At 75.3% G+C, this 21874-nt stretch carries 30 protein-coding genes; 15 read left to right on the forward strand and 15 right to left on the reverse strand.

Going from position 1 to position 21874, the window contains the following annotated elements; translation table 11 throughout:
* Window positions 1–79: 79 nt before the first annotated feature.
* Complete coding sequence (locus tag ACN27B_RS24940) at window positions 80–625, forward strand: GNAT family N-acetyltransferase (protein ID WP_422741683.1); 546 nt, start codon at window positions 80–82, stop codon at window positions 623–625.
* Between the two features lie 3 nt (window positions 626–628).
* Here the strand turns inward: ACN27B_RS24940 and ACN27B_RS24945 are convergent, their stop codons facing one another.
* Window positions 629–1024, reverse strand: a complete 396-nt coding sequence (locus tag ACN27B_RS24945) for a YkvA family protein (RefSeq protein ID WP_091574460.1) — start codon at window positions 1022–1024, stop codon at window positions 629–631.
* A gap of 110 nt (window positions 1025–1134) precedes the next feature.
* On the opposite strand from ACN27B_RS24945, the gene ACN27B_RS24950 reads away from it, so the two are divergent.
* Window positions 1135–1662 carry a DUF1992 domain-containing protein gene (locus ACN27B_RS24950; protein ID WP_422741684.1) on the forward strand — a complete coding sequence of 176 codons (528 nt, stop codon included), beginning with the start codon at window positions 1135–1137 and terminating at the stop codon, window positions 1660–1662.
* A 54-nt stretch (window positions 1663–1716) separates the two neighbouring features.
* Window positions 1717–2073: a hypothetical protein gene (locus ACN27B_RS24955; RefSeq protein ID WP_422741685.1), complete on the forward strand. Its 357-nt coding sequence runs from the start codon at window positions 1717–1719 to the stop codon at window positions 2071–2073.
* Window positions 2074–2095: 22 nt separating this feature from the next.
* On the opposite strand, the gene ACN27B_RS24960 is transcribed toward ACN27B_RS24955, so the two are convergent.
* The 4 genes from ACN27B_RS24960 to ACN27B_RS24975 form a co-directional block, all read right to left on the reverse strand.
* The gene (locus tag ACN27B_RS24960; RefSeq protein WP_422741686.1) at window positions 2096–2875 is read right to left on the reverse strand and encodes a class I SAM-dependent methyltransferase; all 780 of its coding nucleotides are present in this window, start codon (window positions 2873–2875) and stop codon (window positions 2096–2098) included.
* Window positions 2876–2900: 25 nt separating this feature from the next.
* Entirely contained in the window at window positions 2901–3320 is a 420-nt protein-coding gene (locus ACN27B_RS24965; protein WP_422741687.1) for a nuclear transport factor 2 family protein, read from the reverse strand.
* A 38-nt stretch (window positions 3321–3358) separates the two neighbouring features.
* Window positions 3359–3844 (reverse strand): GNAT family N-acetyltransferase, encoded by a 486-nt coding sequence (locus ACN27B_RS24970; RefSeq protein ID WP_422741688.1) that lies wholly within the window; start codon window positions 3842–3844, stop codon window positions 3359–3361.
* A 63-nt stretch (window positions 3845–3907) separates the two neighbouring features.
* Window positions 3908–4447 (reverse strand): DUF1062 domain-containing protein, encoded by a 540-nt coding sequence (locus ACN27B_RS24975; RefSeq protein ID WP_253866448.1) that lies wholly within the window; start codon window positions 4445–4447, stop codon window positions 3908–3910.
* 353 nt (window positions 4448–4800) lie between these two features.
* Between ACN27B_RS24975 and ACN27B_RS24980 the strand changes: the two genes are divergently transcribed.
* On the forward strand, window positions 4801–5775 hold the full coding sequence (locus ACN27B_RS24980) for a phosphotransferase (RefSeq protein WP_422741689.1): 975 nt from the start codon (window positions 4801–4803) through the stop codon (window positions 5773–5775).
* Window positions 5772–6170 carry an NUDIX hydrolase gene (locus ACN27B_RS24985; RefSeq protein ID WP_422741690.1) on the forward strand — a complete coding sequence of 133 codons (399 nt, stop codon included), beginning with the start codon at window positions 5772–5774 and terminating at the stop codon, window positions 6168–6170. Before ACN27B_RS24980 ends, ACN27B_RS24985 begins: the two co-directional genes overlap by 4 nt.
* Before the next feature lie 13 nt (window positions 6171–6183).
* Here the strand turns inward: ACN27B_RS24985 and ACN27B_RS24990 are convergent, their stop codons facing one another.
* The 5 genes from ACN27B_RS24990 to ACN27B_RS25010 form a co-directional block, all read right to left on the reverse strand.
* Window positions 6184–6642, reverse strand: coding sequence for an HNH endonuclease (locus ACN27B_RS24990; protein ID WP_422741691.1), 459 nt, complete (start codon window positions 6640–6642; stop codon window positions 6184–6186).
* 80 nt (window positions 6643–6722) lie between these two features.
* Window positions 6723–7031 carry a hypothetical protein gene (locus tag ACN27B_RS24995; protein WP_091574451.1) on the reverse strand — a complete coding sequence of 103 codons (309 nt, stop codon included), beginning with the start codon at window positions 7029–7031 and terminating at the stop codon, window positions 6723–6725.
* A gap of 38 nt (window positions 7032–7069) precedes the next feature.
* Window positions 7070–8539, reverse strand: coding sequence for a hypothetical protein (locus ACN27B_RS25000; protein WP_422741692.1), 1470 nt, complete (start codon window positions 8537–8539; stop codon window positions 7070–7072).
* Between the two features lie 67 nt (window positions 8540–8606).
* A complete protein-coding gene (locus ACN27B_RS25005) occupies window positions 8607–9425 on the reverse strand; it encodes a TIGR04222 domain-containing membrane protein (protein ID WP_422741693.1) in 819 nt (272 codons plus the stop codon).
* Between the two features lie 24 nt (window positions 9426–9449).
* Window positions 9450–10991: an ArnT family glycosyltransferase gene (locus ACN27B_RS25010; RefSeq protein WP_422741694.1), complete on the reverse strand. Its 1542-nt coding sequence runs from the start codon at window positions 10989–10991 to the stop codon at window positions 9450–9452.
* Between the two features lie 106 nt (window positions 10992–11097).
* Here ACN27B_RS25010 and ACN27B_RS25015 point away from each other — a divergent pair, with 106 nt between their 5' ends.
* Both ACN27B_RS25015 and ACN27B_RS25020 read left to right on the forward strand, forming a co-directional pair.
* Window positions 11098–11586 carry a GNAT family N-acetyltransferase gene (locus ACN27B_RS25015; RefSeq protein WP_422741695.1) on the forward strand — a complete coding sequence of 163 codons (489 nt, stop codon included), beginning with the start codon at window positions 11098–11100 and terminating at the stop codon, window positions 11584–11586.
* Window positions 11587–11613: 27 nt separating this feature from the next.
* On the forward strand, window positions 11614–12009 hold the full coding sequence (locus tag ACN27B_RS25020) for a cupin domain-containing protein (protein ID WP_099160979.1): 396 nt from the start codon (window positions 11614–11616) through the stop codon (window positions 12007–12009).
* A 10-nt stretch (window positions 12010–12019) separates the two neighbouring features.
* Here ACN27B_RS25020 and ACN27B_RS25025 read toward each other — a convergent pair whose 3' ends face one another.
* Window positions 12020–13249, reverse strand: a complete 1230-nt coding sequence (locus tag ACN27B_RS25025; protein WP_422741696.1) for an MFS transporter — start codon at window positions 13247–13249, stop codon at window positions 12020–12022.
* Between the two features lie 69 nt (window positions 13250–13318).
* On the opposite strand from ACN27B_RS25025, the gene ACN27B_RS25030 reads away from it, so the two are divergent.
* The 5 genes from ACN27B_RS25030 (at window position 13319) to ACN27B_RS25050 (ending at window position 16049) form a co-directional block, all read left to right on the forward strand.
* On the forward strand, window positions 13319–13834 hold the full coding sequence (locus ACN27B_RS25030) for a MarR family winged helix-turn-helix transcriptional regulator (RefSeq protein WP_216642334.1): 516 nt from the start codon (window positions 13319–13321) through the stop codon (window positions 13832–13834).
* Window positions 13835–13868: 34 nt separating this feature from the next.
* Window positions 13869–14435 carry a cysteine hydrolase family protein gene (locus ACN27B_RS25035; protein WP_422741697.1) on the forward strand — a complete coding sequence of 189 codons (567 nt, stop codon included), beginning with the start codon at window positions 13869–13871 and terminating at the stop codon, window positions 14433–14435.
* A gap of 74 nt (window positions 14436–14509) precedes the next feature.
* Window positions 14510–15034, forward strand: coding sequence for a DUF2087 domain-containing protein (locus tag ACN27B_RS25040; protein ID WP_099160975.1), 525 nt, complete (start codon window positions 14510–14512; stop codon window positions 15032–15034).
* On the forward strand, window positions 15031–15540 hold the full coding sequence (locus ACN27B_RS25045; RefSeq protein ID WP_422741698.1) for a GNAT family N-acetyltransferase: 510 nt from the start codon (window positions 15031–15033) through the stop codon (window positions 15538–15540). The genes ACN27B_RS25040 and ACN27B_RS25045 overlap by 4 nt, the downstream gene beginning before the upstream one ends.
* 74 nt (window positions 15541–15614) lie before the next feature.
* Window positions 15615–16049 carry an Hsp20/alpha crystallin family protein gene (locus tag ACN27B_RS25050; protein ID WP_099160974.1) on the forward strand — a complete coding sequence of 145 codons (435 nt, stop codon included), beginning with the start codon at window positions 15615–15617 and terminating at the stop codon, window positions 16047–16049.
* A gap of 7 nt (window positions 16050–16056) precedes the next feature.
* Here the strand turns inward: ACN27B_RS25050 and ACN27B_RS25055 are convergent, their stop codons facing one another.
* On the reverse strand, window positions 16057–17079 hold the full coding sequence (locus ACN27B_RS25055; RefSeq protein WP_355526687.1) for a helix-turn-helix transcriptional regulator: 1023 nt from the start codon (window positions 17077–17079) through the stop codon (window positions 16057–16059).
* An 81-nt stretch (window positions 17080–17160) separates the two neighbouring features.
* On the opposite strand from ACN27B_RS25055, the gene ACN27B_RS25060 reads away from it, so the two are divergent.
* Window positions 17161–18147: a tyrosine-type recombinase/integrase gene (locus tag ACN27B_RS25060; RefSeq protein WP_396822722.1), complete on the forward strand. Its 987-nt coding sequence runs from the start codon at window positions 17161–17163 to the stop codon at window positions 18145–18147.
* A gap of 29 nt (window positions 18148–18176) precedes the next feature.
* A complete protein-coding gene (locus tag ACN27B_RS25065) occupies window positions 18177–19022 on the forward strand; it encodes an LLM class flavin-dependent oxidoreductase (RefSeq protein WP_422741699.1) in 846 nt (281 codons plus the stop codon).
* Window positions 19023–19026: 4 nt separating this feature from the next.
* On the opposite strand, the gene ACN27B_RS25070 is transcribed toward ACN27B_RS25065, so the two are convergent.
* On the reverse strand, window positions 19027–19392 hold the full coding sequence (locus ACN27B_RS25070; RefSeq protein ID WP_396822720.1) for a VOC family protein: 366 nt from the start codon (window positions 19390–19392) through the stop codon (window positions 19027–19029).
* A gap of 35 nt (window positions 19393–19427) precedes the next feature.
* Complete coding sequence (locus tag ACN27B_RS25075; RefSeq protein ID WP_422741700.1) at window positions 19428–20582, reverse strand: PQQ-binding-like beta-propeller repeat protein; 1155 nt, start codon at window positions 20580–20582, stop codon at window positions 19428–19430.
* Between the two features lie 109 nt (window positions 20583–20691).
* Between ACN27B_RS25075 and ACN27B_RS25080 the strand changes: the two genes are divergently transcribed.
* Window positions 20692–21150, forward strand: coding sequence for a hypothetical protein (locus ACN27B_RS25080; protein WP_099160968.1), 459 nt, complete (start codon window positions 20692–20694; stop codon window positions 21148–21150).
* Here ACN27B_RS25080 and ACN27B_RS25085 read toward each other — a convergent pair whose 3' ends face one another.
* A complete protein-coding gene (locus tag ACN27B_RS25085; protein ID WP_099160967.1) occupies window positions 21151–21870 on the reverse strand; it encodes a thymidine kinase in 720 nt (239 codons plus the stop codon).
* Window positions 21871–21874: the final 4 nt, after the last annotated feature.

The following is a 21874-nucleotide window of genomic DNA, read 5'->3' on the forward strand; positions in this document are numbered from 1 at the left end:
GCCGGCGGTGACGCCACGGTCCTGCTCCGGCCGCCGCGCGGGGTGACGCGCGCCACCCGGACGACGCCATACTGACCGGATGTCGATCGTGTTGTCCGCCGACGCCACCCCCACCGCGCCCGGTCTGCTGCTGCGTCCGTGGCGGGACGGCGACGCCGACGCGCTGCTCGAGGCCTACCGGGACCCGGTGCTGCGGGCCTGGACCAGCCGCCCGGTGACCACCCCGGCCGAGGCGCGGGACTACGTGCGCCGCAGCCGGCAGGGCTGGGCCGCCGACCGCCGGTTCAGCTTCGCCGTGGTGGAGGACGCGCCGGGGGAGCGGCTGGTGGCCTGCATCGTGCTCAAGGAGGTCCGGCCGGGCCGCCCGGACGCCGAGGTCGGCTACTGGACGGCGGCGCCGGCGCGCGGGCGGGGCGTCGCGCCCCGGGCGGTCGAGGCGGTCACCGGCTGGGCGTTCGCCCGGTTCGCCGCCGGTGGGCTGACCCGCCTGGAGCTGCTGCACCAGATCGACAACCCGGCCTCCTGCCGGGTGGCGGAGAAGAGCGGGTACGCCTTCGTCGAGGTGCTGCCGGCCCGTCCACCGTTCCCCCGCGACGGGCACCGGCACGTCCGCCGGCTGACCTGACCGTCAGTCCGCCGGGGCGCCGAGCAGGCGCAGCAGCAGGCGCGGTTCGCCCGGCCACGCGTCGAGCAGCACCTGCCGGGGCACCTGCCGGCCGGCGTAGCGCAGCGCGAGGGCGACCACCACGACGTCGTCCAGCGGGCCGATCACCGGCAGGAACTCCGGGATCAGGTCGATCGGGCTGGCCACCCAGACACCGGCGACGATGATCGCGATCCGGGCGCGGCGCGGCACCCTCGGGTCCCGGCGCAGCCGCCGCACCGTGGTGGCGCAGTCGGGCAGGAACGCGGCCAGGTCACGCAGCGGCCCGGGCGGCAGCCGCCGGGCCAGCAGCACGAGCACCGCCCAGCTCACCACCAGGCAGGCCAGCGCCACCCCGAGCCCGATCAGCCAGTCGCGCATGCCGGGCACGCTACGCCTGCTCCCGGCACGGCCGGGAACAACCCCAGGCCCGTCCGACGCTGACCCTGGTCGGAGATTGGCGGATACGGTGGGTACGGGAGGTGACGGCGGTGACGACAGGCTGGGAGGCCGCGGTCGAGGCGCAGATCCGCTCGGCCCAGGAGCGCGGCGAGTTCGACAACCTGCCGGGCGCGGGCAAGCCGATCCCGGGCCGGGACCTGCCCTACGACGAGGGCTGGTGGATCCGCAGCTTCATGGAGCGCGAACAGATCCCGTCCGACCTGATGCTGCCCACGCCGTTGCAGTTGCGCCGCCGCATCGAGCAGCTGCCGGCCGAGCTGCGCGACCTGCCCACCGAGGAGGGCGTGCGGTCGTACGTGGCCGCGCTCAACACCGAGGTGGTGGCCTGGCTGCGCACCCCGACCGGGCCGCGGGTGGTGGTCCGCCCGGTCAACGTCGACGAGGCGGTGCGCCGGTGGCGGGCCGACCGGGAACGCGTCGCGGCCGAGCGGTCGGCGCCCGCGACGGTGGAGCCGCAGGACACCGGTCGACCCGCGGCGCGTCCCCGCCGCAGCTGGCGCTGGTGGCGCCAGCTGACCGGGCGCCGCCGCACAACCGTGTGGCACGCCGATTCCTGACCGGCCGCGCCCGGCGTGGCCCGAACGCAGGTCACCAGGGCCTATTCTGGGGACATGGATCCGAGCGGTTTCGTCCGCAGCTCGCGTCGACCGCACGAGGCGCGGCCGGGACGACGGCCCGCCGTGGTCGCTGATCTCGGCGAGTTGAGAGGCCCGACCACCGGCGTCGTCGAGCTGCCCCACCGCCTGTTCTGGCAGCCTGACCGGCACGTCGACCTCGACCGGCCGGGCCTGTTGACCTGGATGTACGAGACCGTGCTCACCGAAGCCGTCCGATCCGACGAACTACGCACCTGGTTGCACGGCCCCACCCTCGTCCGACTCTGGCCCCAGCTCTACCTTCCCCGGGGGGTGCGGCACGCCTGGGAGGAGCGCCACCCGGTCCTGCGCTCCCAGGAGGCTGCCGCCTGATGTCGTCCACATCCGCGTGGGTTCAGCACCGCCGCACGCGGAGCACGCAGGTCAGCATCGGAAGCGTGAACTCGCCGGCCGCGGTCTCCGGGCGGCTCGCCAGGAACGCGCGGATCCGACCGAGCGTGGCGTCGCGTTCCTCCGCCGGCATGACCAGCATCCCGGCGCGGGTGGCCAGCGTCGCCACCAGGGAGTCGGCGGTGCGACGCTGTCCATGCGGGAATTCGGCCTGCTCCGGCCGTTCGAACCGGGCTGCGGCGCCGTTGGTCGGGACGTGCATCCGCGCCGTCTCGACGCGCCAGGAGGCGGGCGTGTCCCGGGGGCCGACGGCGGCGCTCCCGCTGACCCGCGCCAACTCGGCGACCCAGTCCACCCGGTCGTCCAGCACGTTCCACAGCCCCGCCAGGGTGCCGCCGGGCGCGAGCACCCGGGCGATCTCCGGACCGGCGACGGCCATGTCGAACCAGTGCATCGCGTTGCCGGCCAGCACGGCGTCGACGGACGCGTCCGGCAGTGGGATCGCCTCGGCGCTGCCCGGCAGCGCGCGGACGTCCGGCACCGCGCGGCGCAGCTCGGCCAGCATCGCCGGATCGGGTTCGACCGCGCTGACGTCGACGCCGGCCGCGCGCAGTCCGGCGGTGAGCTTGCCGGTGCCGGCGCCGAGGTCGAGCACCCGCGGGCCGGGCGCGTGTGCGAGCGCCCACCGCACCGCGTCGCGCGCGTAGTCCGGGCGGTGTTCGGCGTACGCGGTCGCCGCCGCGCCGAACGACGAGGAGTGTCGGAGCTGGTCGTCGTGTCCCATGGACCCGGCCTTTCCGTCGTTCGCCTCAGCGGTTTCCCGCGCCGCCTGCCAGCGCCTGCATCAGCGGCAGCGGGTTGATGTAGTCGCGGTAGGACACGACGAGTCCGTCCTGCACGCGGAACACGGCGATCACCGTCTGCTCGAACGGCTCTGCGGTGGCGACCACGCTGCCGACGGCCTCGTACTCCACGACGACCACCTCGGGGTCGAGCGTCTCGTGGATCACCACGTCGCGGTACTCGTCGAACGTGATCAGGGTGCCGGCCGTCTCGATTAGGTGCCGGCGGACCTCGGCCCGCCCCCGCACCCGGCCGGGCACACCGGCGGGGCGGAACGGCCACTCGATGTAGCCTTCCGGGGCCATCAGCTCCACGAACGCCCCGACGTCGCCCTTCCGGCCGGCGCGCAGGATCCGCTCGACGACCTCCCGTGCCCGATCCGCCATCGTGCCTCCCGAGATGGATCCGCATCGACGGGACCAGCCTAGGTCGTGTCTCCTGGATCTTCCGGGGTGGGGTCGAGGCGGAGATTGAGGAGTTCCAGGCCGGTGACGGGCCGGAAGCCGGCCCGGGTGTAGAGCGTCAGGGCCGGGACGTTGTCGGTCTCGGTCTGCAGCGACAGGCGAGAGGCACCGGCAGCGCGCGCACTGCGGATGACGTGCTGCAGGAGTGCGTGCGCGATACCGCTACGGCGATGGCGCGGGGCCACGTACAGGTCACGGATCGACCATGCGGTGCCCAGCATGAGCGATGCGGGCATGACCATGGCCGTGACGAAACCGCAGACCTGATCGGCCTGGATGGCGGCAGCAGCGGAGATCCGGTGCTGTGCGAGCTGGTCGTGCAGCCAGGAGCGGGTCGTCTCGGGAGATGACGGTAGGCCGTAGTGCACCCGGTAGGCGTCGAACAGGGCAGCGGTGCGGTCGAACGCCGGATGAGCACAGGTCATCGGCACGATCGTCGTCGTCACTCCGCAAGTGTCGCCCACGCGCCGGTCGCGGCGGGCGGGGTGCCCGCCACGACCGGCGCGTCGCTAACCCTCGGCCAGCACGGTGAAGGTGAAGTCGGTGCTTCTCGGGCGGCGCAGCGGCACGTCGCCCTTGACCCGGCGCAGCACCTCGTGGCGGCTGAGGCCCAACCCGTGGGCGATGAGCCGATCCGGGCGCACCGGCACCGGATCCTCGAAGGTGACCTCGACCCGCAGCGGCCACGCCTCGGCGGGCCGTTCGGTCGGGGTGTCCAGACGCCAGACGCCGGTCCAGTCCAACGTGAAACGACCGCGCCGGGCCAGCGCCGGGTCGACCAGTGTGGCGGCGACCAGGACCGGGTCGTTGAGGTGGTAGCCGTGGAGCGTGACCGGGTCGAGCGAGCTGACCGGCGCCCGCTCGTGCACGGTCAGCTTGCTGGTCCGGTCGCACGAGACGCACCGGACCAGCAACCAGACGTCGAGCAGTTTGCCGTTGGCGTTGACCCGGAACCGGCCGTCGCCGGTGGTGGCGGACTCCGATCGGCAGTCCACACAGCGCAGTGACAGCAGCGGAAGCCTGGTCCGGCGGACGAACCAGGGCAGCACGATATGGGGTGATGAAGACATGAGGACGGGAAACCTGATCTCTGTAGACCTGACACGAGGCCGATGACGCGGCCTCGATCGCCGTGTGACCGGGCGCGTGGAGGCAGCCCGGCGGAGCCGACGGGGGAGCGTCGGCTCGGGGTGGGTGGAAGGCGTGTCAGGTTCAGAGAGCGGGCGGGGTCACGCGGGTTCGTCCTCTGTCCTCAGGGGTGCGGGGTCGCGGCGACCGTAAGCGAGGGCCGAGGCATGCCTCAAGCGCTTTACCGGCGACCCACGTCTCAATTAACGGATTACCGGTAACGGCAATCCGTTAATTGGCACCGACATAACGGACGAAAGGACGGTGCATCATAATGACAGTTCTTGTGCGTAAGGATTCGCGCTGGTGTCGCCTGGCCGACGTCGACGGCAGGCACGCGGCGAAATGCGGCTGCCCCGCGCCGAGGCCTGAACTACGGTGCTCCGGTGCGGACAGACGAGACTCGGCAGGCGACACGGGCCGCCATGTCGAGCGCGTCCTCGCTCGGCCTGACCGCCCACGACGCCGTCGTCCTGCACAACTCCAACGTGCTCACCCTGCGCCTGCGGCCCTGCGACGTGCTCGCCCGGGTGGCCCCGGCCGCCGCGCACCGGCCCAGTTCGAAGTGGAGGTCGCGCGGCGGTTGGCCGAGGTCGGGAGCCCGGTGGCCGCGCTGGAATCGCCCGAGGTCCTTGCCCGGGACGACCACGTGGTCACCTTCTGGACCTACTACGAACCGGTGCCCACCCCGCCGATCCCGGACCGGGACTACGCCGGCGCGCTCGAACGCCTGCACGCCGGAATGCGTGTCATCGACCTGGCCACCCCGCGTTTCACCGACCGGGTCTCCGCGGCCCAGACGCTGGTGGCCGACCACACCCGGACGCCGCAACTGGCTGACGCGGACCGGCTCCTCCTCGCCAGCACGTTGAGCCGCATGCGGGAAGCGGTCAGCGGGAGCGGCCGGCCCGAGCAGCTCCTGCACGGCGAACCTCATCCGGGAAACCTGCTCTCGACCCGCACCGGACCACTCTTCATCGACTTCGAGACGTGCTGTCGGGGACCGATCGAGTTCGACCTGGCCCACGCTCCCCCCGGCGTCGGAGACCACTACCCGGACGTCGATCCTCAGGTGCTCCGCGACAGCCGGGTTCTGGTGCTGGCGATGGTCACCGCGTGGCGCTGGGATCGCGACGACCAGTTCCCCGACGGCCGCAGACTCGGCATCGAGTGGCTGAGCCGCCTCCGGGAAGCAGTGGCCGATCCGGACGTCTTCGACGAGTCAGCCACCACCGGGAGGGCGCCGTGACCGTCATCGACAAGGTCGCGTGGATCCGGCTGGAGAGCGGCGTGATCCTCAGTTCGCGCTCACGCGGCAAGGACGTCTACTACCTGCCGGGCGGCAAGCGGGAGGCGGGCGAGAGCGACCTCGACACGCTCGTCCGCGAGATCCGGGAGGAGATGAGCGTCGTCGTCGACCCCCGCAGCGCCTCGCCGGTGGGTGTCTTCGAGGCGCAGGCGCACGGGCACCCGTACGGCACCGTGGTGCGGATGCGCTGCTACACCGCTCACTACCGGGGCACCCTCCGGCCGGCGAACGAGATCGAGGAGATCGCCTGGCTCGGCTACGCCGACCGTCATCGCGTCTCCCCGGTGGACCAGGTCATCTTCGATCACCTACGGCGAGGCGGTCGGCTCCGTTGACGACCGCTTCGGCTCAGGGCCGGTAGCCCGCCCGGGCGTCGGCCACCTCGGCCGCGCGTCGCTCGCGCCACCGCCGCTGCGCGTCGCTGTTGCAGCGTCGGCACACCCTCCGCAACCGGCCGGTTCCGGGGTCGACCTCCCGCGGGTGCCCGTTGCGGCACATCGGCGGCTGCTGCCGCTGGCGGCAGTTGTCGGCGTGGCTGAGCTGACGCAGGTGGGTCGGCTCGATGCAGTCGGGCACGCCGCAGTCGTGACCCACCTCCAGCTCCGGTCGGTAACCGCCGACGAAGACCACGTACGCCGCGACGTGCGCCCACGCGCGCCCGGCCACCTTCTGGTGAACCCCGCGCCGGCTGCCGTAGCCGCGCACCAGGAGGCAACCGCCGGGCGTGCGCTCCGACCGCGCCAGCAGGTAGGCGCGCAGGGACTCCTGGGTGAAGTGTCGGGACAGCCCGGTCACCTGGGACAGCATGCGCTGAGCATAGGCAGGCCAGGACCGTCCGGTTCACCGACGCGAGCCGCCCCCGTGACGGGGGCGGCTCGCCGGTACGGTCAGCGTTCGGTGCGGTCGTCGATCTCGGTGCCGGACTCGCCGGGCCGGGCGCCGATCGCCTCCTCGGCGGCACGACCGCCGGTGCTCTCGTCACCCTGCCGCAGCGAGCTGCGGGGCAGCCCGGCGAGGTGCGCCGGATCCTCGATCGGCTGGTCCGGCCAGTCGTCCTGGCTGCCGTCGGCCAGCCCGGCCCGGCGCAACACCTCCACCAGGTCGTCGTGGGACAGACGCTCGGCATCCGGAATCCCGGCCCCGCGCGCCATCGACTGCAGCGTCTTCAGGTCTTCGCTCACGAATGTCTCGGCCATACCGGAGCCTTCCCGGCGCCCAAGACAAGGAAACCCGCTCAGGTCCGGGCCCCGCCGAGGCCCAGCAGCACCGCCAGGCCGAGCGCGCTCCGCGGGGCGTACGGCACGCGCCACAGTCCGCCGTGTGCCGCCGCGTACGTTTCGTCCCGCCACGGGTGCTCCTGCGCCGGTCCACCGCCGGTGCGCAGGTCGTGCACGAGCAGCGCGGCCATCAGGGTGTTGCTGGTGGCCGGCTCGAACACCTCGACACCGAAGCGGTGCGCCCCGGCGTACGCGGCGGCGAGCGCGCGGTTGCGCAGCACCGACCGGGTGCGGGTGGGCGGCGCGACGGTGAACGACACCGTGGCGCCGGCGTCGCGGGCCACCGCCGCGCGCCAGCGTTGCAGCCGCTTGGCCAACGCGTAGTTCGGCCCCTGCTGGGGCACCAGGCTGTCGTTGATGCCCGGGTCGGCGCCGGGCGGGTAGTTGCGGTGCAGCAGCCGGCCGCCGGAGATCAGCCGCAGGGTCCGTCGGGCCGGGCCACGGGCGGCGTACCCGCGCTCGGCGTGGGCGACCGCGTCGCCGGGGACCGCGTACACGTCGGTGGGGGTGGCCAGGAACGCCAGCGCGGCGTCCGGACGCTGCCGGGTCAGCTCGACGGTGAGCGCGTCGACGGCGGTGGCCACCCGGACGTTGGTGGCGCCGTCGGCGTAGACGTAGTTGCCCAGCACGAGCCGGCCGTCGAGCCCGGCGAGCCAGCGGGCGGCCTGCGGGAGGCGGTGCAGCAGGTCCGCCCCGGCGGCGGCGGTCAGTGCCGCGTCGTCGTCCCCGGTGTCCGGCGGCACGGGCAGGTGCAGCCGGCCGCCGTGGCGGCGGGCGGTGTGCAGGACGCGGCGCCAGATCTCCGGGCGGGGCAGGTCGACCGCGACGACGTCGCCGCCCCAGCGCAGCACCGAGGGCAGCGGGCCCATCTCGGCGCCGGCGCCGAGCACCACGATCCGTTGGTCGCGCAGGTCCAGCCAGTCCGGGTTGGCCAGCACCCGGCCGACCGCCTCGGCGCAGCTGGGCTCGATGACCCCGGCGTCGACCCACGCGTCGAGCCGGCGGCGCAGGTCGTCGCCGCGCAGGCGTCGCCCCCGGTACGGCAGGGACAGCTCCCGCTCCACCGGCCCGGCGCCGGTGACCGTGGCGGTCCGCAGCGGCGACTCCCGGTCGTCCGACGCGAACGCCTCGGCCGGCGTGGTCTCGGGGCCGCCGTCCGGCGGGGCGTACCGCATGCGGGTGTGCAGCGCGGCGAGGCCGTCGCGGGCGACGGTGAGCGCGGCGTCGCGGGAGAGCAGGCCGGCCTCGACCAGTCGACGGAAGTGGCCGACGTAGCCCCGCCGCCAGTCGGTCTCGTGCTCGGCGGAGCGCGCGCCGATCGGGTCGACCGCGCGCAGCGCGTCGGCGACCACGGCGCGTCCCAGCGCGGTCGTGCTGCGCCGGCCGTCGGCGGTCGCGGGGAACACCACCCCGGTCGGGCCGTCCACGGTCACCTCCTGCTCGCGGTCGTGGGGCCACTCTGCCGCATCGGCGTCGCCGCCGCCCGTCGAGGGCTCAGCGGCGGGCGGGTTTCGGCTCCGGGCGGGGTCGGCCGCGGTCCGGGTCGACGCCGACCTGGACGGCGAAGGCCGGGTCGACGGCGAGCAGCGGGCGGGGACCGAACAGCGCCATGGCGGTCAGCAGCGCGTCGGTGTCCCGTCCCTGCCAGGTGGGGCGGCGTTCGGGGTCGAGATCGGTGTGCTCGCGTCGGAGCCGGCGCAGCAGGCGGCGGGCGGCGGCGCCGGTCTCCGGCACCTCGGTCAGCCACCAGCCGCCCAGCGTGGTGGCCAGGCAGCACAGCAGCAGCCCGGCGACCGACGCGGGGCCGCCGGCGGAGCGTCCCTCGACGGCGCTGTCGACGAGCCGGGTCACGCCGACGGCGGCGACCGCGAACAGCGGCAGGGTGCCCAACGCGATCCGGCGGCGTTGGGCGCGGGTGAGCAGCCAACCGTCGCGGACCAGCCGGCCGACCATCCGGCGCAGCGCCCGACCGACGTCCGGGTCGGCGAGGACGGCGGCCCAGGTCTGCGGTCGGCGCAGCCCGGTGTGCAGGGCGCGGACCAGACCGGGTGGCCGGGCCGGTGGGGGGCCGTCGGCGCGCAGGGTGGCGAGTTCGCCAGTGCTCACCCCGCCGGCGCGGCGCAGCGCGGCGATCCCCACCTGGCAGGCCAGCAGCGCGCGGTCGGTGAGGTAGGCCAGTTCGACCCGGTCGGGCGTCGCGCCGGCGGCCCGCCGGCCGGTCAGTTCCCGTACGGCCAGGGCGATCGCGGCGGCCACGGCGACCGCGCCCAGGTAGTCGAGGAGGAAGAGCGGCCCGCTGACACCCCAGAGCATGGCGACAAGTATGGCCCGCCGGCCTCAGGAGGCGTGCCGGACCTCGCTGTCCCAGATCTGCGACCAGGGGCGGCGCGGACCGCGGGCGACGAAGATCGGCCCGCCGTTCTCCTCGTTGTCGACGTCGACCCGCTGGTCGACCCGGCCGGCCTCGGTGACCTCGGTGAACCAGGCGCGCAGCCGGTCGGGTCGGGACCAGCCGACGGCGATCACCACGTCGGCGCCGTCGGGCGGCCGGCCGAACGTGACCATGCTGTTGTGCCCGGAGTACGCGCGGGGCAGGCCACGCGCCGGGCCGTAGCGGGCCAGCGCGCCGGCCTCGCCGTAGTTGGCGGTGAGCACGACCGCCCGGTCGCGTTCGGCGGGAGGCAGGCCCCGGTGCACGGCGGCGACGGAGTCCGCGAACTCCGGCCACCCGATGGTCTCGCCGGCGTCGTAGTTGGCCGCGACGACGAAACCGGGCAGCCGGTCGGCCGGCAGCGTGGGCAGCAGCAGCACCGCGCTGCTGGCCGCCATCAGCACGGCGGCGGTGGCGAGCGCCGTCTGGCGGGCCCGGGCGGCGCCGCGCCGCGCCCAGTCGAGGGTGGGTGTCACGCCGGCGGCGGTGAGCACCAGCAGCAGCGGCGCGTCGTAGTAGCCCTTGCCGCCGGCCAGCACGACGACCGCGACCACCACCAGCCACGCCCAGCCGAACGCCCGGTACGCCGACCAGGCCGGGCGGCGCAGCAGCGCCACCAGCCCGGCCACCCAGACCGGGACGGCGAACGGGCTGATGATGAGCAGGTGCAGCACGAGCGCGTCGAGCCGACCGCTGTAGGAGCTGCCGCCGTCGGCGATGGCCGAGGCGACGGAGAGCTGCGGGAAGCCGTGCGCGGCCTGCCACGCCCCGTACGGCACGGCGAGCAGCACGGCGATCACCGCCCCGGCCAGGACCCACCGGTCCCGCAGCAGGCGACGCGGCCCGGCGATCACGACGCCGGCGACCAGGCCGACGCCGAGCAGGGCGGGCAGTGGCTTGTTGAGCATTCCCACGCCGAGGGCGAGCCCGGCGCCGAGCGCCCAGCGGGTGTCGCCGGTGCGCAGCATCCGGGCCACGCAGAACGCGGCGACGAGCCACACCAGCAGGTCGACGCTGGTGGTGCTGAGCAGGTGCCCGCCGGCCAGGACGATGCCCGAGGCGGCGGCGAGCACCGCCGCCGCCGACTGGGCGACCCGGCCGGCGCCGAACTCCCGGGCGGTCGCGGCGACCAGCACCACCGCGGCGCCGCCGATGACCGCCGACGGGGTGCGCAGCAGCACCAGGTTGCCCGGCGCGACGGTGTCGGCCAGCCGGGCCAGGGCGGGCACGAGCGGCCCCTGGTCGACGTAGCCCCAGTCGAGGTGCCGGCCGCACAGCAGGAAGTAGAGCTCGTCGCGGTGGTAGCCGTAGCGGCCGGCGAGCAGCAGCAGGACGACGGTGAGGGCCGCGCCGACCAGCCACGGGACCGCCGTGCGTGGCCCGGGCGGCGGCGGCCCGGCGGGCGTGGCGGCCTCGCGGCGATCGACGTCGGCGACTGATTCGGCCACCCGCCCATGATGGCCCGGCGGGGCGGTCCGACGTCGTCCCGCCGGCCTCGGCCGGGTGGGCGGAATCCGGTGGCCGGACGGTCGGGTCCCGACTAGCGTGCCCGCCGTGCGCATCCGTGACTACACCGACGCCGACTGGGGCCAGGTCTGGCCGATCTTCTCCGACGTCGTCACCGCCGGGGACACGTTCCCCTACGACCCGGCCTGGCCGGCCGAGGTGGCCCACGAGGTGTGGGTGGAACGCCCGCCGGGGCGTACCTCGGTGGCGGTGGACGACGACGGCGCCGTGCTCGGCACCGCCAAGATGGGCGCGAACCGGCCCGGGCCGGGCTCGCACGTGGCGACCGCGAGTTTCATGGTGGCCGCCGGTGCGCGGGGTCGCGGCGTGGGCCGGGCGCTGTGCGAGGAGGCGTTGGACTGGGCCCGCCGGCAGGGTTTCGCCGCGATGCAGTTCAACGCCGTGGTGGAGACCAACGCGGCGGCCGTGGCGCTGTACCGGCGGTTGGGCTTCACCGTGATCGGCACCGTGCCGGAGTCGTTCGCCCACCCGACGCGGGGGCGGGTGGGCCTGCACGTCATGCACCGTCCCCTGTGACCGCCGCCGGTGCGCGAGGATGGTCGGATGAACCCTGAGCCGATCGAGCTGGCCGCCGCCCTGGCGCGCTTCGACCAGCTGTGGAGTCCGCGGATCGTGACCACGGTCAACGACTACGACGTCCGGGTCGCGAAGGTGGCCGGTGAGCACGTCTGGCACGCCCACGACCACACCGACGAGTTCTTCCTGGTGCTCGACGGGGAGCTGCGCATCGCCCTGCGCGACGGCGCGGACGGGGCGCAGCGGGAGGTGACGCTGCCGCGCGGCGCGGTGTTCGTGGTGCCGCGCGGGGTGGAGCACCGGCCGTACGCGCCGGACGGCGCCTCGATCCTGATGTTCGAGCCGTCCGGCACGTCCAGCGTGGGGGACCGGCACGACGCCGTCCCCGACAGCGTCGACGCCACCACCGGGCACCGGCTCTGAGCCAACCGGGTCACCGCCGCGCCGGCTCCGGCTGGGCCGGCGCGGCGGCGACGGTCCAGCCCACCCGGCGTACGCCGGGCACGGCGGCGGTGCCGGCGCAGGCGAGCAGCACGAGCACCCCGGCGACCGCGAGGGGCGTCGAGGCGCCCCAGGTTGACGCGGCGAGCGGCGCGAGGGCGTAGCCGAGGGGCATGGCGCCCAGCGACATGAGCCAGTCGTAGGAGGTGACCCGGGCCAGCACCTGGGTGGGGAAGCGGGCCTGGACCACGGTCTCCCAGACCGGGTTGAGGAAGCCCAGGGCGCTCAGCGCCAGGCAGTAGGCGGCCACGGTCAGCGCGGCGGGCGCGGCCACGGCGAGCAACAGCAGCGGCGCCGCGTACGTGGCCAGCGCCAGGTTGCCCACCAGCACCGGGCGGCGGGGGCGGGCGCGGGTGGCCAGCAGCGAACCGACCAGCAGCCCGACGGCCCCGGCCTGTTGCAGCAGCACCCAGACGCCCTCGCCGCCGAGCCGGGTGACGGCGACGGCCGGGCCGACGGTGAGCAGCACGGCGGCGGCCCCGTTCCAGACGGCGTGGGCGACCAGGCTGCTCCAGTACCAGTCGCGGGCACGGACCTCCCGCCACCCGAGGACCAGGTCGGCGCGCAGCGAGCGGTGCTCGACCGGCACGTGCCGGACCTGGATGGCGGCCAGCAGCACGGCGCTGACGCCGAACGAGGCGGCGTCGATGACGAACGCCCAGCCGGGGCCGGCGGTCCAGACCAGCAGGCCGGCCAGGGCCGGGCCGGCGAGCCGGCTGGCGTTGGTGGTGGCGCCGAGCAGGGCGTTGGCCCGCTGCCGTCCCTCGGCGCCGACGACGCCGGCGACCAGCGGGGACGCGGTGGGCATGGCGAAGGCGGAGGCGATCCCGCCGACGGCGGAGGCCACGGCGAGGTGGGCGAGGGTCGGCGCGCCGCCGAGCAGTTCGACGCCGACGACCAGTTGGGCGGCGCCGCGGATCAGGTCGGTGGCGAGCGCGACGCGGCGGGCGGCGAACCGGTCGGCGACCACGCCGCCGAGCGGGAGCAGCAGCAGCCGGGGCACCATGGCGCAGCCGAGCACCAGGGCCAGCGCGGCGGTCGAGCCGGTGGCCCGCAGCACGGCGAGCGCGAGCGCGGTGGGGACCACGGCGTCGCCGAGGGCGGACACCGTACGGCCGAGGAAGAGCAGACGGAAGGCGCGGAGCCGGAGGGGATGCGTCACCGCCGAAGACTACTTCGACGTCGAATATTTCGACAACGAATATTTCGGGTTCGACGTACCGTGGTTGCCGTGACCGACCCCGACTCCGTGGACCAGCACGTGGCGCGCTGGCAGCCCGTCCTGCCCGACCTCGATCCCGACGTGGAGGGCGCGGTGGTGCGGATGATGCTGCTCACCCGGCACCTGCGCGCGGTCAAGGACCGGGTCCTGGCCGACCTCGACCTGCAGGAGAAGGAGTACGGCACGCTGCACGTCCTCGCCGGGCGCGGCGGGCGCGCCGCCCCCTCGGAGATCGCCGACGCGCTGCGGATGGCGCCCGCCTCGATCACCGCCCGGGTGGATGCCCTGGTCCGGCGTGGCTTCGTGCGCCGGATCCCGTCCGAGGTCGACCGGCGGCGCGTCGACGTGGCGCTCACCGAGGCCGGCGAGGCCATCTGGCGGCGGGCCCTGGACGTCGTCGGCGACGAGGAACACCGGGTGCTCGGCACACTGGACGCGGCGGAGCGGCGGACGCTGGCCGACCTGCTGCGCCGGGTGAACTCAGCCGCCGAGCGACCGACCGGACATGTCGGGGGCCACGGCTAGGTTGAGCCCGACCGCAGCCGTCGAAGGAGCCGCCATGACCACGCTCACCGACCGCCCGCACACCGCCCTGCTCGTCATCGACGTGCAGAACGGCGTGGTGCGCGACGCCCACGACCGCGACCGGGTGCTCGCCAACATCGCCGCCCTGGTCGACCGCGCCCGCACCGCCGGCGTTCCGGTCGTCTGGGTGCAGCACCACGCCGACGACCTGCCCGCCGGCAGCGAGCCGTGGCAGATCGTGCCGGAGCTGACCCGCCGCGACGACGAGCCGTTGGTCCACAAGGCCTACGGCGACTCCTTCGAGGACACCGACCTGGAGCAGGTGCTCGCCGCCGGCGGCGTGGGTCGACTCGTCGTCACCGGCGCCCAGACCGACGCGTGCGTGCGCTGCACGCTGCACGGCGCGTTCACCCGGGGCTACGACGCCACGCTCGTCGCCGACGCCCACACCACCGAGGACCTGTCCGCCTACGGCGCGCCCCCGCCCGCGCAGGTGATCGCCCACACCAACCTCTACTGGGGCTTCCAGAGCGCGCCCGGGCGCACCGCCGGCACGGTCGACACCGCCGACGTCGACTTCGCCACCACCGTGACGGCCTGACACCGCCGCCGGGCACCCCCGCGCGGGCCGAAAACGCCTGGCCGTCCGCGTCCGGTGCTGACAGGCTGCCGGGCATGACCGCACAGGCCCTCGCGGGGGCGCTCGCCGACGAGCGCCGCCGCGCCGTGTTCGCCGCGATCGTCCTCGGCGCCCGGGACGTACCCGCCGTGGTGGCCCGCACCGGGTTGCCCGCCCGCGACGTGGCCACCGCCGTGCGCCGGCTCACCGACACCGGCGTGCTCGTCGACGACGACTCCGGGCTGCGCATCGACGACGGGTGGCTGCGCGACGTCGCCCGCTCCGGCGCCACGCCGTCCGCCCCGCCCGCCGACCGGCGCGAGTCGATCCTGCGCACGTTCCTGCGCGACGGCGCGCTGACCCGGCTGCCCGCGCAGCGCGGCCGCCGCCGCGTGCTGCTGGAACACATCACCACGCACACCTTCGAACCCGGGCTGCGCTACCCGGAACGGGCGGTGGACGACGCGCTGCGCCCCTGGTGCGCCGGCGGCGAGGCCGACCACGTGACGCTGCGCCGCTACCTGGTCGACGACATGCTGCTCACCCGCGAACACGGCGTCTACTGGCGGACCGGCCCGTGACCGGCTGGCACACCCGCCTCGACCCGCCCGACGGTCCGCTCGCGCGGGTGCTGCTGCGGGAGTACATGGCGGAGATGGTCCGCCGCTGGTACGGCCGCCCGGAGCGGCCCGGCGAGGTCGACGCCGCGCTGACCGAGATGCCCAGCCACGACCTGGCCCCGCCCACCGGCCTGCTGGTGACAGCCCACCACGACGGCCTTCCCGCCGGGTGCGCCGGGCTGCGGTGGCGGCCGGGCTGGGCGGAGTTGACCCGGCTGTACGTGCGCCCGGCGCACCGCGGCACCGGCGGTGGCGCGGTCCTGCTCGCCGCGGCCGAGGCGTACGCGCTCGACGCGGGGGCGCACCGGATCCGCCTGGACACCCGCTCGGACCTGGTCGAGGCGCGCGCCCTGTACGCCCGGCACGGCTACCGCGAGATCCCCGCCTTCACCTCCGGCCCGTACGCGCAGCACTGGTTCGAGAAGTCACTGCCGGCGCGAGTTGACGACACCGCGACGCCGCGCTAAAACAGAAATCGGGAAGTTGAGTCGACCAGACTCAACGTGAGACCTTGGGCCAGGAGAACCGAGGAGGCACTGCCATGTTGATGCGTACCGACCCGTTCCGCGAGATCGACCGGATCGCCGAGCAGTTCTTCGGCACCACCACCCGGCCGGCCGTGATGCACCTCGACGCCTACCGCGACGGCGACCACTTCTACGCCGCCTTCGACCTGCCCGGCGTGGACCCGGACAGCATCGACTGCACGGTCGAGCGCAACGTGCTGACCGTCCGCGCCGAGCGGCGCCGCCCGACCGGCGAGAACGTCGAACTGGTCGCCGCCGAGCGCCCGATGGGCACCTTCACCCGCCAGCTGTTCCTGGGCGACACGCTCGACACCGACCGCCTCGAAGCCGGCTACGACAACGGGGTGCTGACGCTGCGCATCCCGATCGCCGAGCGGGCCAAGCCGCGCCGGATCACCGTCACGTCGACCGCGGAGGGCAACGGCCACCGGCAGCTCACCACCGCCTGAGCGGGGGTCACGCCGAGGCGGGGGAGGCCGGAGCGCCGGCCGACCCCGCCTCGGCGTCGGCGGGATAGAGCCGGGTCAGCGCGTGCGCCGTGGCGGTGAACCGGTCCCGCAGCTCGGCCGGCGACAGCACCTCCACCTCGGCGCCGAGCTTGAGCAGCTCGGCGTGGGCGTGCCGGGCCGACTCGATCGGCACGGTGGTCTCCAACCAGCCGTCCGGGCCCGGTTCGCCGGCCGCCGCCCGGGCCGCCCGGCTCATCTCCGGCGGGAAGACGTACGGCATGAACTCCAGCGCGGCCACGGTGAGCCGGATCCGCGCCTCGCCCCGGTAGACGTCGCGCTCGTAGCGCGCGGTCCACTCCCGCCAGTAGGCGGCCAGGTCGAAGTCGTCCGGGCGGTCGTGGCGCTCCTCGGTGACCACCGCGTCGAGCACCGCCCCGACCCGGTAGGTGCGCACCTGCTCCCCGCATCGGGCCACCAGATACCACCGGCCCGCCTTGAGCACCACGCCCAGCGGGGCGACCGTCCGGCTCACCTCGCGCGGGGCGCGCCAGCGCCGGTAGCGCAGCCGCACCAGCCGGTCCTCCCACACCGCGCCGGCCAGCGTCTCCAGGTGCGGCACCGGCTCGGGGTGCCGGAACCAGCCGGGGGCGTCCAGGTGGAACCGCTGCCGGATCCGGCCGGTGCGGTCGGCGAGGTCCCCGGGCAGCGCGGCGCGCACCTTCAGCTCCGCGGCGGCCACCACCGACGCCAGACCCAGCTCCGCCGCCGGCCCGGGCACGCCGGCGAGGAACAACGCCTCGGCCTCCGGCCCGGTCAGGCCGGTCAGCCGGGTACGCCAGCCCTCCAGCAGGCGGTAGCCGCCGGCCGGCCCGCGATCGGCGTACACCGGCACGCCCGCGGCGCCGAGTGACTCGATGTCGCGGTAGACGGTTCGCACCGACACCTCCAGGGCGTCGGCGAGTTCCTGGGCGGTCGTCCGCCCCCGGGTCTGCAGGAGCAGCAGCAGGGAGACCAGCCGGCTGGCGCGCACCCGGTGACGGTAACCCGCGGGGCGAATCCGCCCGGGCGCGCCTCGTCGCGAAACGCCCCGCCGACTGAGAACCTTTCTCACATGCTGCGTCCCGAGGTGCTGTCCCACGCGCGTCCCGCGCTGCCCGGCGGTCCGGCCGACTTCACCGAGGCGTGGTTGCGCAACCGGCGCCTGTCCGAGCACACCCGCGACGCGTACCGGCGGGACGTCACCGGCTGGCTGACCTGGTGCGCCGAGCGCGGGCTGGACCCGCTGCGGGTCACCTTCCTCGACGTCAACGCCTACGGCCGGGACCTGGAGTCCACCCCTCGGGGCCGCGACGGCCGGCCGCTGACCCCGGCCACCGTGGCACGCCGGCTGTCCGCGCTGTCCAGCTGGTACGACTTCCTGGCGAAGCTGGGCGCGGTGCCGGCCAACCCCGTCGCGGCGGCGGACCGCCCCCGGGTCGACCGGGACCACTCCGCCACCGTCGGCCTGAGCCCGGAGGAGGTCGACGCGCTGCTCGCGGCCGCCGACGCCGACACCGGCCCGACCGCCGCCCGTAACCGGGCCGCGCTGGCGCTGCTGGCCGACCTGGGGCTGCGGGTCGGCGAGCTGGTCTCGCTGAACCTGGCCGACCTGGGCAGCGAACGCGGCCACCGCAGCGTCCGCTTCGTCGGCAAGGGCGGCAAGGCGCGTCGCCGCGCGCTCACCCCCGGCACGGCGTACGCGCTCGACGCCTACCTGGCCGCCCGGGCCGCCGCGCAGGGCGTCACGGTGCCGGAGCTGACCGGTCCGCTGCTGGTCACCGCGACCGGGGGCCGGCTGGACCGGCACGCCGTGTTCCGGCTGGTGCGCCGGCTCGCGCAGACCGCCGGGATCGCCGCCTGGGCGCGGTTGTCGCCGCACTCGCTGCGGCACGCGTTCGCCACCACGGCCCGCTCCGAGGGGGTGCCGCTGGAGGACGTGCAGGACGCCATGGGCCACGCCGACCCGCGCACCACCCGCCGTTACGACCGCGACCGGCACAACCTGGACCGCGACCCGGCGTACGCGATCTGGGCGGCCCGCGCCCGCCGCCGCGGGTGAGCGTCGTACCCGGGCCGTAGGGTGCCGGCGTGCGACACGGGTTGGAGATCTGCTGCGGCGGCGCCGCGGTGACGGTGGCGGAACTGGTGGCGCTCGGTGAGCTGGCCGAGCGGTCCGGCTGGGACGGCGTGTTCCTGGAGGACTACCTCATCCACCACGCCGGGGACGAGCCACCCACCTGGGACCCGTGGCTGGTGCTGGCGGCGGTGGCCGGGCGCACCGAGCGGGTGCGGCTGGGCACCACGGTGACGGCGCTGCCCCGACGCCGCCCGGCCAAGCTGGCCCGGGAGGTGCTCACCCTCGACCACCTCAGCGGCGGGCGGGCCGGCGTCGCGGTCGGTGTCGGCGACCCCGGCGACCGGGGCCTGGCCGCGTTCGGCGAGCCGACCGACCTCCGGACCCGCGCCGCGATGCTCGACGAGGGCCTCGACCTGCTGGTCGGGTTGCTCAGCGGCGAGCGGGTCACGCACCGGGGCGCCCACTACCGGTCCGAGGGCGTGGCCCTGCGTCCCGCGCCGGTGCAGTCGCCGCGGGTGCCGGTCTGGGTGGGCGGCAGCACCCAGGCCGGGGCGGTGCTGCGGCGTGCCGCCCGGGCCGACGGCATCGTGCCCTACAAGTTGACCGACACCGACGACTGGTCCGACTTCACCCCGGACGAGGTCGCCGAGCTGGTCGCCGCGCTGCCGGCGACCCGGGCCGACGGGCAGCCGTTCGACGTGGTGGTCGGCGGCCGGCGTCGCCGGGCCGACGAGCGGGCCGAGCGGGCCTACCTGGCGGAGTTGGCGGGGGCGGGCGCCACCTGGTGGCTGGAGTACGTTCCGGCCGGTGACCCGGCCGCGATGCGGGCCGCGGTCGCCCGCGGCCCGCTGCGCTGACCGGTCAGCGTCGGGGGCACAGGCAGAACGGCTGCCCGATCGGGTCGAGCAGCACGGTCCAGTTCTCGCCGCCGGGCTGGAACTCCGGCCGGGTCGCCCCGGCCGCCACCAGGTCCTTCTCCGCGACCGCCACGTCGTCGACGGTGAGGTCGAGGTGGTAGCGCTTGGCGCCGGTTTCGTCCGGCCAGGCCGGCGGCGTGTATCCGGGCACCCGTCCGAAGCCGATCGAGGTCCCGTCCTTGGTGATCATGGCGTACTCGGTCTCGCTGTGGGTGATCTCCCAGCCGAGGGCGTGGGCGTAGAAGGCCGCGTGGGCGGCCGGGTCGGAGCTGTCGAGGTTGACCATCGCGAGGTCGGCGTGCGTCGTCATGCCGGCAGTGTGTCGCCGGTACCTGTCACCTGCTGTCAGGTACGTCCGGCGGATCCCCACGGCCACACCGCCAGCCGGCCGTGCGGCCCCCGGCAGGCCAGCGCGTCGGCCACCGGGTGACAGTCGCGGGTGCCGGGGGGCAGCACCGGCCCCGCTCGGGGACCGTCGCGGCCGATGGTGACCACGAGCGTGGGTCCGTCGGCGCGGGCGGGGCGCAGCAGCACCTGCCGGGACGGGTCGCCGTCGTCGGCGCCGGCCCGCCAGTCGGCGCCGCCGGGCCAGCGCCACACCTGCTCACCGGTGGCCGGGTCGAGCGCACGGCGGTCCCGCACGCCGCTCAGGCAGAGCACCGCGGCGCAGCCCGCGGAGGGTGTCTCCCCGGCGGGCAGCAGCCGGCGCCAGCGTGGGGTCAGCGCCGGCAGGTCGTAGCCGCTGAGGGCGGCGCCGGCCGGTGCCGGGTGCCGCAGCACCAGGTGGTCGCCGACGACGAGGGGGTTGTCCGGGGCGTAGCCGGCCGGGGGCAGTCGGGTCTCGCCGAGCCGGGCGCCGTCGCGCACGTCGTGCACCCGGGCCAGCCCGTCGTCGTGCACCACGACGACCCGGCCGGGCGTGGTGGCCAGCACGGCCGTCGACGGCACCGGCACCGACCACCGGTCGACGCCGGTGGCCAGGTCGACGCCGCGCACCGCGCCCTGGATCCGCTGGCCCGGGTCGGCGACGCTGCGGACCTCGGTCACCGCCACCGCGCCGTCGCCGGCGGGGCGGACGCGATCGGGCCGGTACCAGCGCACCTCTCCGGTGCCGACCGCGTACGCCCAGGTGCCGGTCACCTGCCGCGCGCTGTCGCGGCCGGTGACCAGGATCAGGTCGCCGGTGGCCGCCGCGGACCAGGCGCCGACGGGAGCCGTACCCCGCCACCGCACCCGGCCGTCGCGGCCGTACGCGGTCAGCGCGGGCGGATCGGCCACGAGCAGCAGCCCGCCGGCGCCGAGCAGGGCGACCCGGGCGGGCAGCGGGGGACCGGTGACCGGCCCGGAGCGCGGCGGCGCGGCGGCGGCGCCCAGCAGCAGGCATCCGGCCAGTGTCGCCGCGGTCCGCCACGGGCGGCGGCGAGGCGGGCGGAGCCGTGGTCGCGCGGGCGGCCGGTCCAGTTCGATCACGGCCGTCTCCGGGCGCCCGTCACGCGTCATCCACCGCTCCTTGAGGGGTCGTGCGCCGACGGTAGACGATCCGCCGTCGCGGTACGACAGCGGCGCAACCGGCTGCGCGCCGGTCGCCGGTTGCCTACCGTCGGTGGTGATGGGCAGGGAGCAGGGATGGCATCGGCCGGCCCGGCGTCGCCGGCCGGTACGCGCCGGTGTGCTGGTCGCCGTGCTCGGGCTGGGCACCTGCCTGGTCGGGGTGGCCGGGTTGGCGGTGTGGAACGCCCAGGTGGTGCTGCAGGCCGACGGGCCGGTGCGGGAGACGGCGGACGGGTTCTTCCGCGACGTCGCGGCCGGCGACACCGACCGGGCGTACGAGCGGCTGTGCCGGGAGACGCGCGGCCGGTGGAGCCAGGTCGGGTTCGGCAGCTGGGTGCGTACGCCGCCGGTGGTCAGCGGCTACGAGATCGTCGACGTGTCGGTGGCGACCCGGGGCGGTCGGCCGCGCGGCACGGTGGTGGTGCGGATCAACCGCGACGGCGGCGGCAGCGAGGAGCGGGAGCTGTCGGTGGTGCCGGAGGACGGGGGCTGGCGGGTGTGCGGGGACCCCTTCTGATCAGGCGCGCGGCCCGAGGTCGCCGGAGCGGTAGTGCCGCCGGCAGAGCACCTGGTAGCGCACGTCGGCGGTGTCGACGGTGTCGCCGATGACCACCTGCGCGCCCTCGCGGACCACCTCGCCGCACACCACGCGGGCGTTGAGCAGGCCCTCGCGCCCGCACCAGCAGAGCACCTCGACCTGGATGCGGGCCACCTCGTCGGCCAGTTCGAACAGCCGCTGCGCGGCCGGGAAGAGGCAGGAGCGGAAGTCGGTGGCCAGGCCGAAGGCGTAGACGTCGACGTCGAACTTGTCGACCAGTTCGGCCATCTGCTCGACGTGCTCCAGGTTGTAGAACGACGCCTCGTCGCAGATCAGGTAGTCGACCCGTACCCCTTCGGCCCAGGCGTCGCGGACCAGGTCGCGCAGGTCGAGGTCGTCGGTGACCTCGACGGCCTCGTGGGCCAGGCCGATGCGGGTGGTGACCTGCGGGCCGAGCGAACGGTCGATGCGGGTGGTGACCAGGCCGCGGCGGCCCTGCCGGGCGTGGTTGTGGTTCATCTGCAGCGCCATCGTCGACTTGCCGCAGTCCATCGGGCCCCAGAAGAACTTCAGCGCGGCGGCGTGCAGCGGGCGGCCGTCCACGCCCCGGGCGGCGGCGCAGCCGCCGGCGCGGTCGTCGCCGGGCCCGGGCAGGGGGCGGGCCAGGCAGGTCGGGGCGGCAGCGGCGTCGTCGGTCACGTCG

This window comes from Micromonospora sp. WMMD754, from assembly GCF_049315235.1.
Classification (GTDB): Bacteria; Actinomycetota; Actinomycetes; order Mycobacteriales; family Micromonosporaceae; genus Micromonospora; species Micromonospora sediminicola.

Coding starts and splice junctions, on each gene's coding strand:
- ACN27B_RS24940 (WP_422741683.1), top strand. CDS start 80: ATGTCGATCGTGTTGTCCGCCGACGCCACCCCCACCGCGCCCGGTCTG.
- ACN27B_RS25060 (WP_396822722.1), top strand. CDS start 17,161: ATGCTGCGTCCCGAGGTGCTGTCCCACGCGCGTCCCGCGCTGCCCGGC.
- ACN27B_RS24980 (WP_422741689.1), top strand. CDS start 4,801: ATGACAGTTCTTGTGCGTAAGGATTCGCGCTGGTGTCGCCTGGCCGAC.
- ACN27B_RS24955 (WP_422741685.1), top strand. CDS start 1,717: ATGGATCCGAGCGGTTTCGTCCGCAGCTCGCGTCGACCGCACGAGGCG.
- ACN27B_RS24960 (WP_422741686.1), bottom strand. CDS start 2,875: ATGGGACACGACGACCAGCTCCGACACTCCTCGTCGTTCGGCGCGGCG.
- ACN27B_RS24965 (WP_422741687.1), bottom strand. CDS start 3,320: ATGGCGGATCGGGCACGGGAGGTCGTCGAGCGGATCCTGCGCGCCGGC.
- ACN27B_RS25075 (WP_422741700.1), bottom strand. CDS start 20,582: ATGACGCGTGACGGGCGCCCGGAGACGGCCGTGATCGAACTGGACCGG.
- ACN27B_RS24995 (WP_091574451.1), bottom strand. CDS start 7,031: ATGGCCGAGACATTCGTGAGCGAAGACCTGAAGACGCTGCAGTCGATG.
- ACN27B_RS25040 (WP_099160975.1), top strand. CDS start 14,510: ATGACCGCACAGGCCCTCGCGGGGGCGCTCGCCGACGAGCGCCGCCGC.
- ACN27B_RS24945 (WP_091574460.1), bottom strand. CDS start 1,024: ATGCGCGACTGGCTGATCGGGCTCGGGGTGGCGCTGGCCTGCCTGGTG.
- ACN27B_RS25070 (WP_396822720.1), bottom strand. CDS start 19,392: ATGACGACGCACGCCGACCTCGCGATGGTCAACCTCGACAGCTCCGAC.
- ACN27B_RS24990 (WP_422741691.1), bottom strand. CDS start 6,642: ATGCTGTCCCAGGTGACCGGGCTGTCCCGACACTTCACCCAGGAGTCC.
- ACN27B_RS25080 (WP_099160968.1), top strand. CDS start 20,692: ATGGGCAGGGAGCAGGGATGGCATCGGCCGGCCCGGCGTCGCCGGCCG.
- ACN27B_RS25035 (WP_422741697.1), top strand. CDS start 13,869: ATGACCACGCTCACCGACCGCCCGCACACCGCCCTGCTCGTCATCGAC.
- ACN27B_RS25020 (WP_099160979.1), top strand. CDS start 11,614: ATGAACCCTGAGCCGATCGAGCTGGCCGCCGCCCTGGCGCGCTTCGAC.
- ACN27B_RS25005 (WP_422741693.1), bottom strand. CDS start 9,425: ATGCTCTGGGGTGTCAGCGGGCCGCTCTTCCTCCTCGACTACCTGGGC.
- ACN27B_RS25050 (WP_099160974.1), top strand. CDS start 15,615: ATGTTGATGCGTACCGACCCGTTCCGCGAGATCGACCGGATCGCCGAG.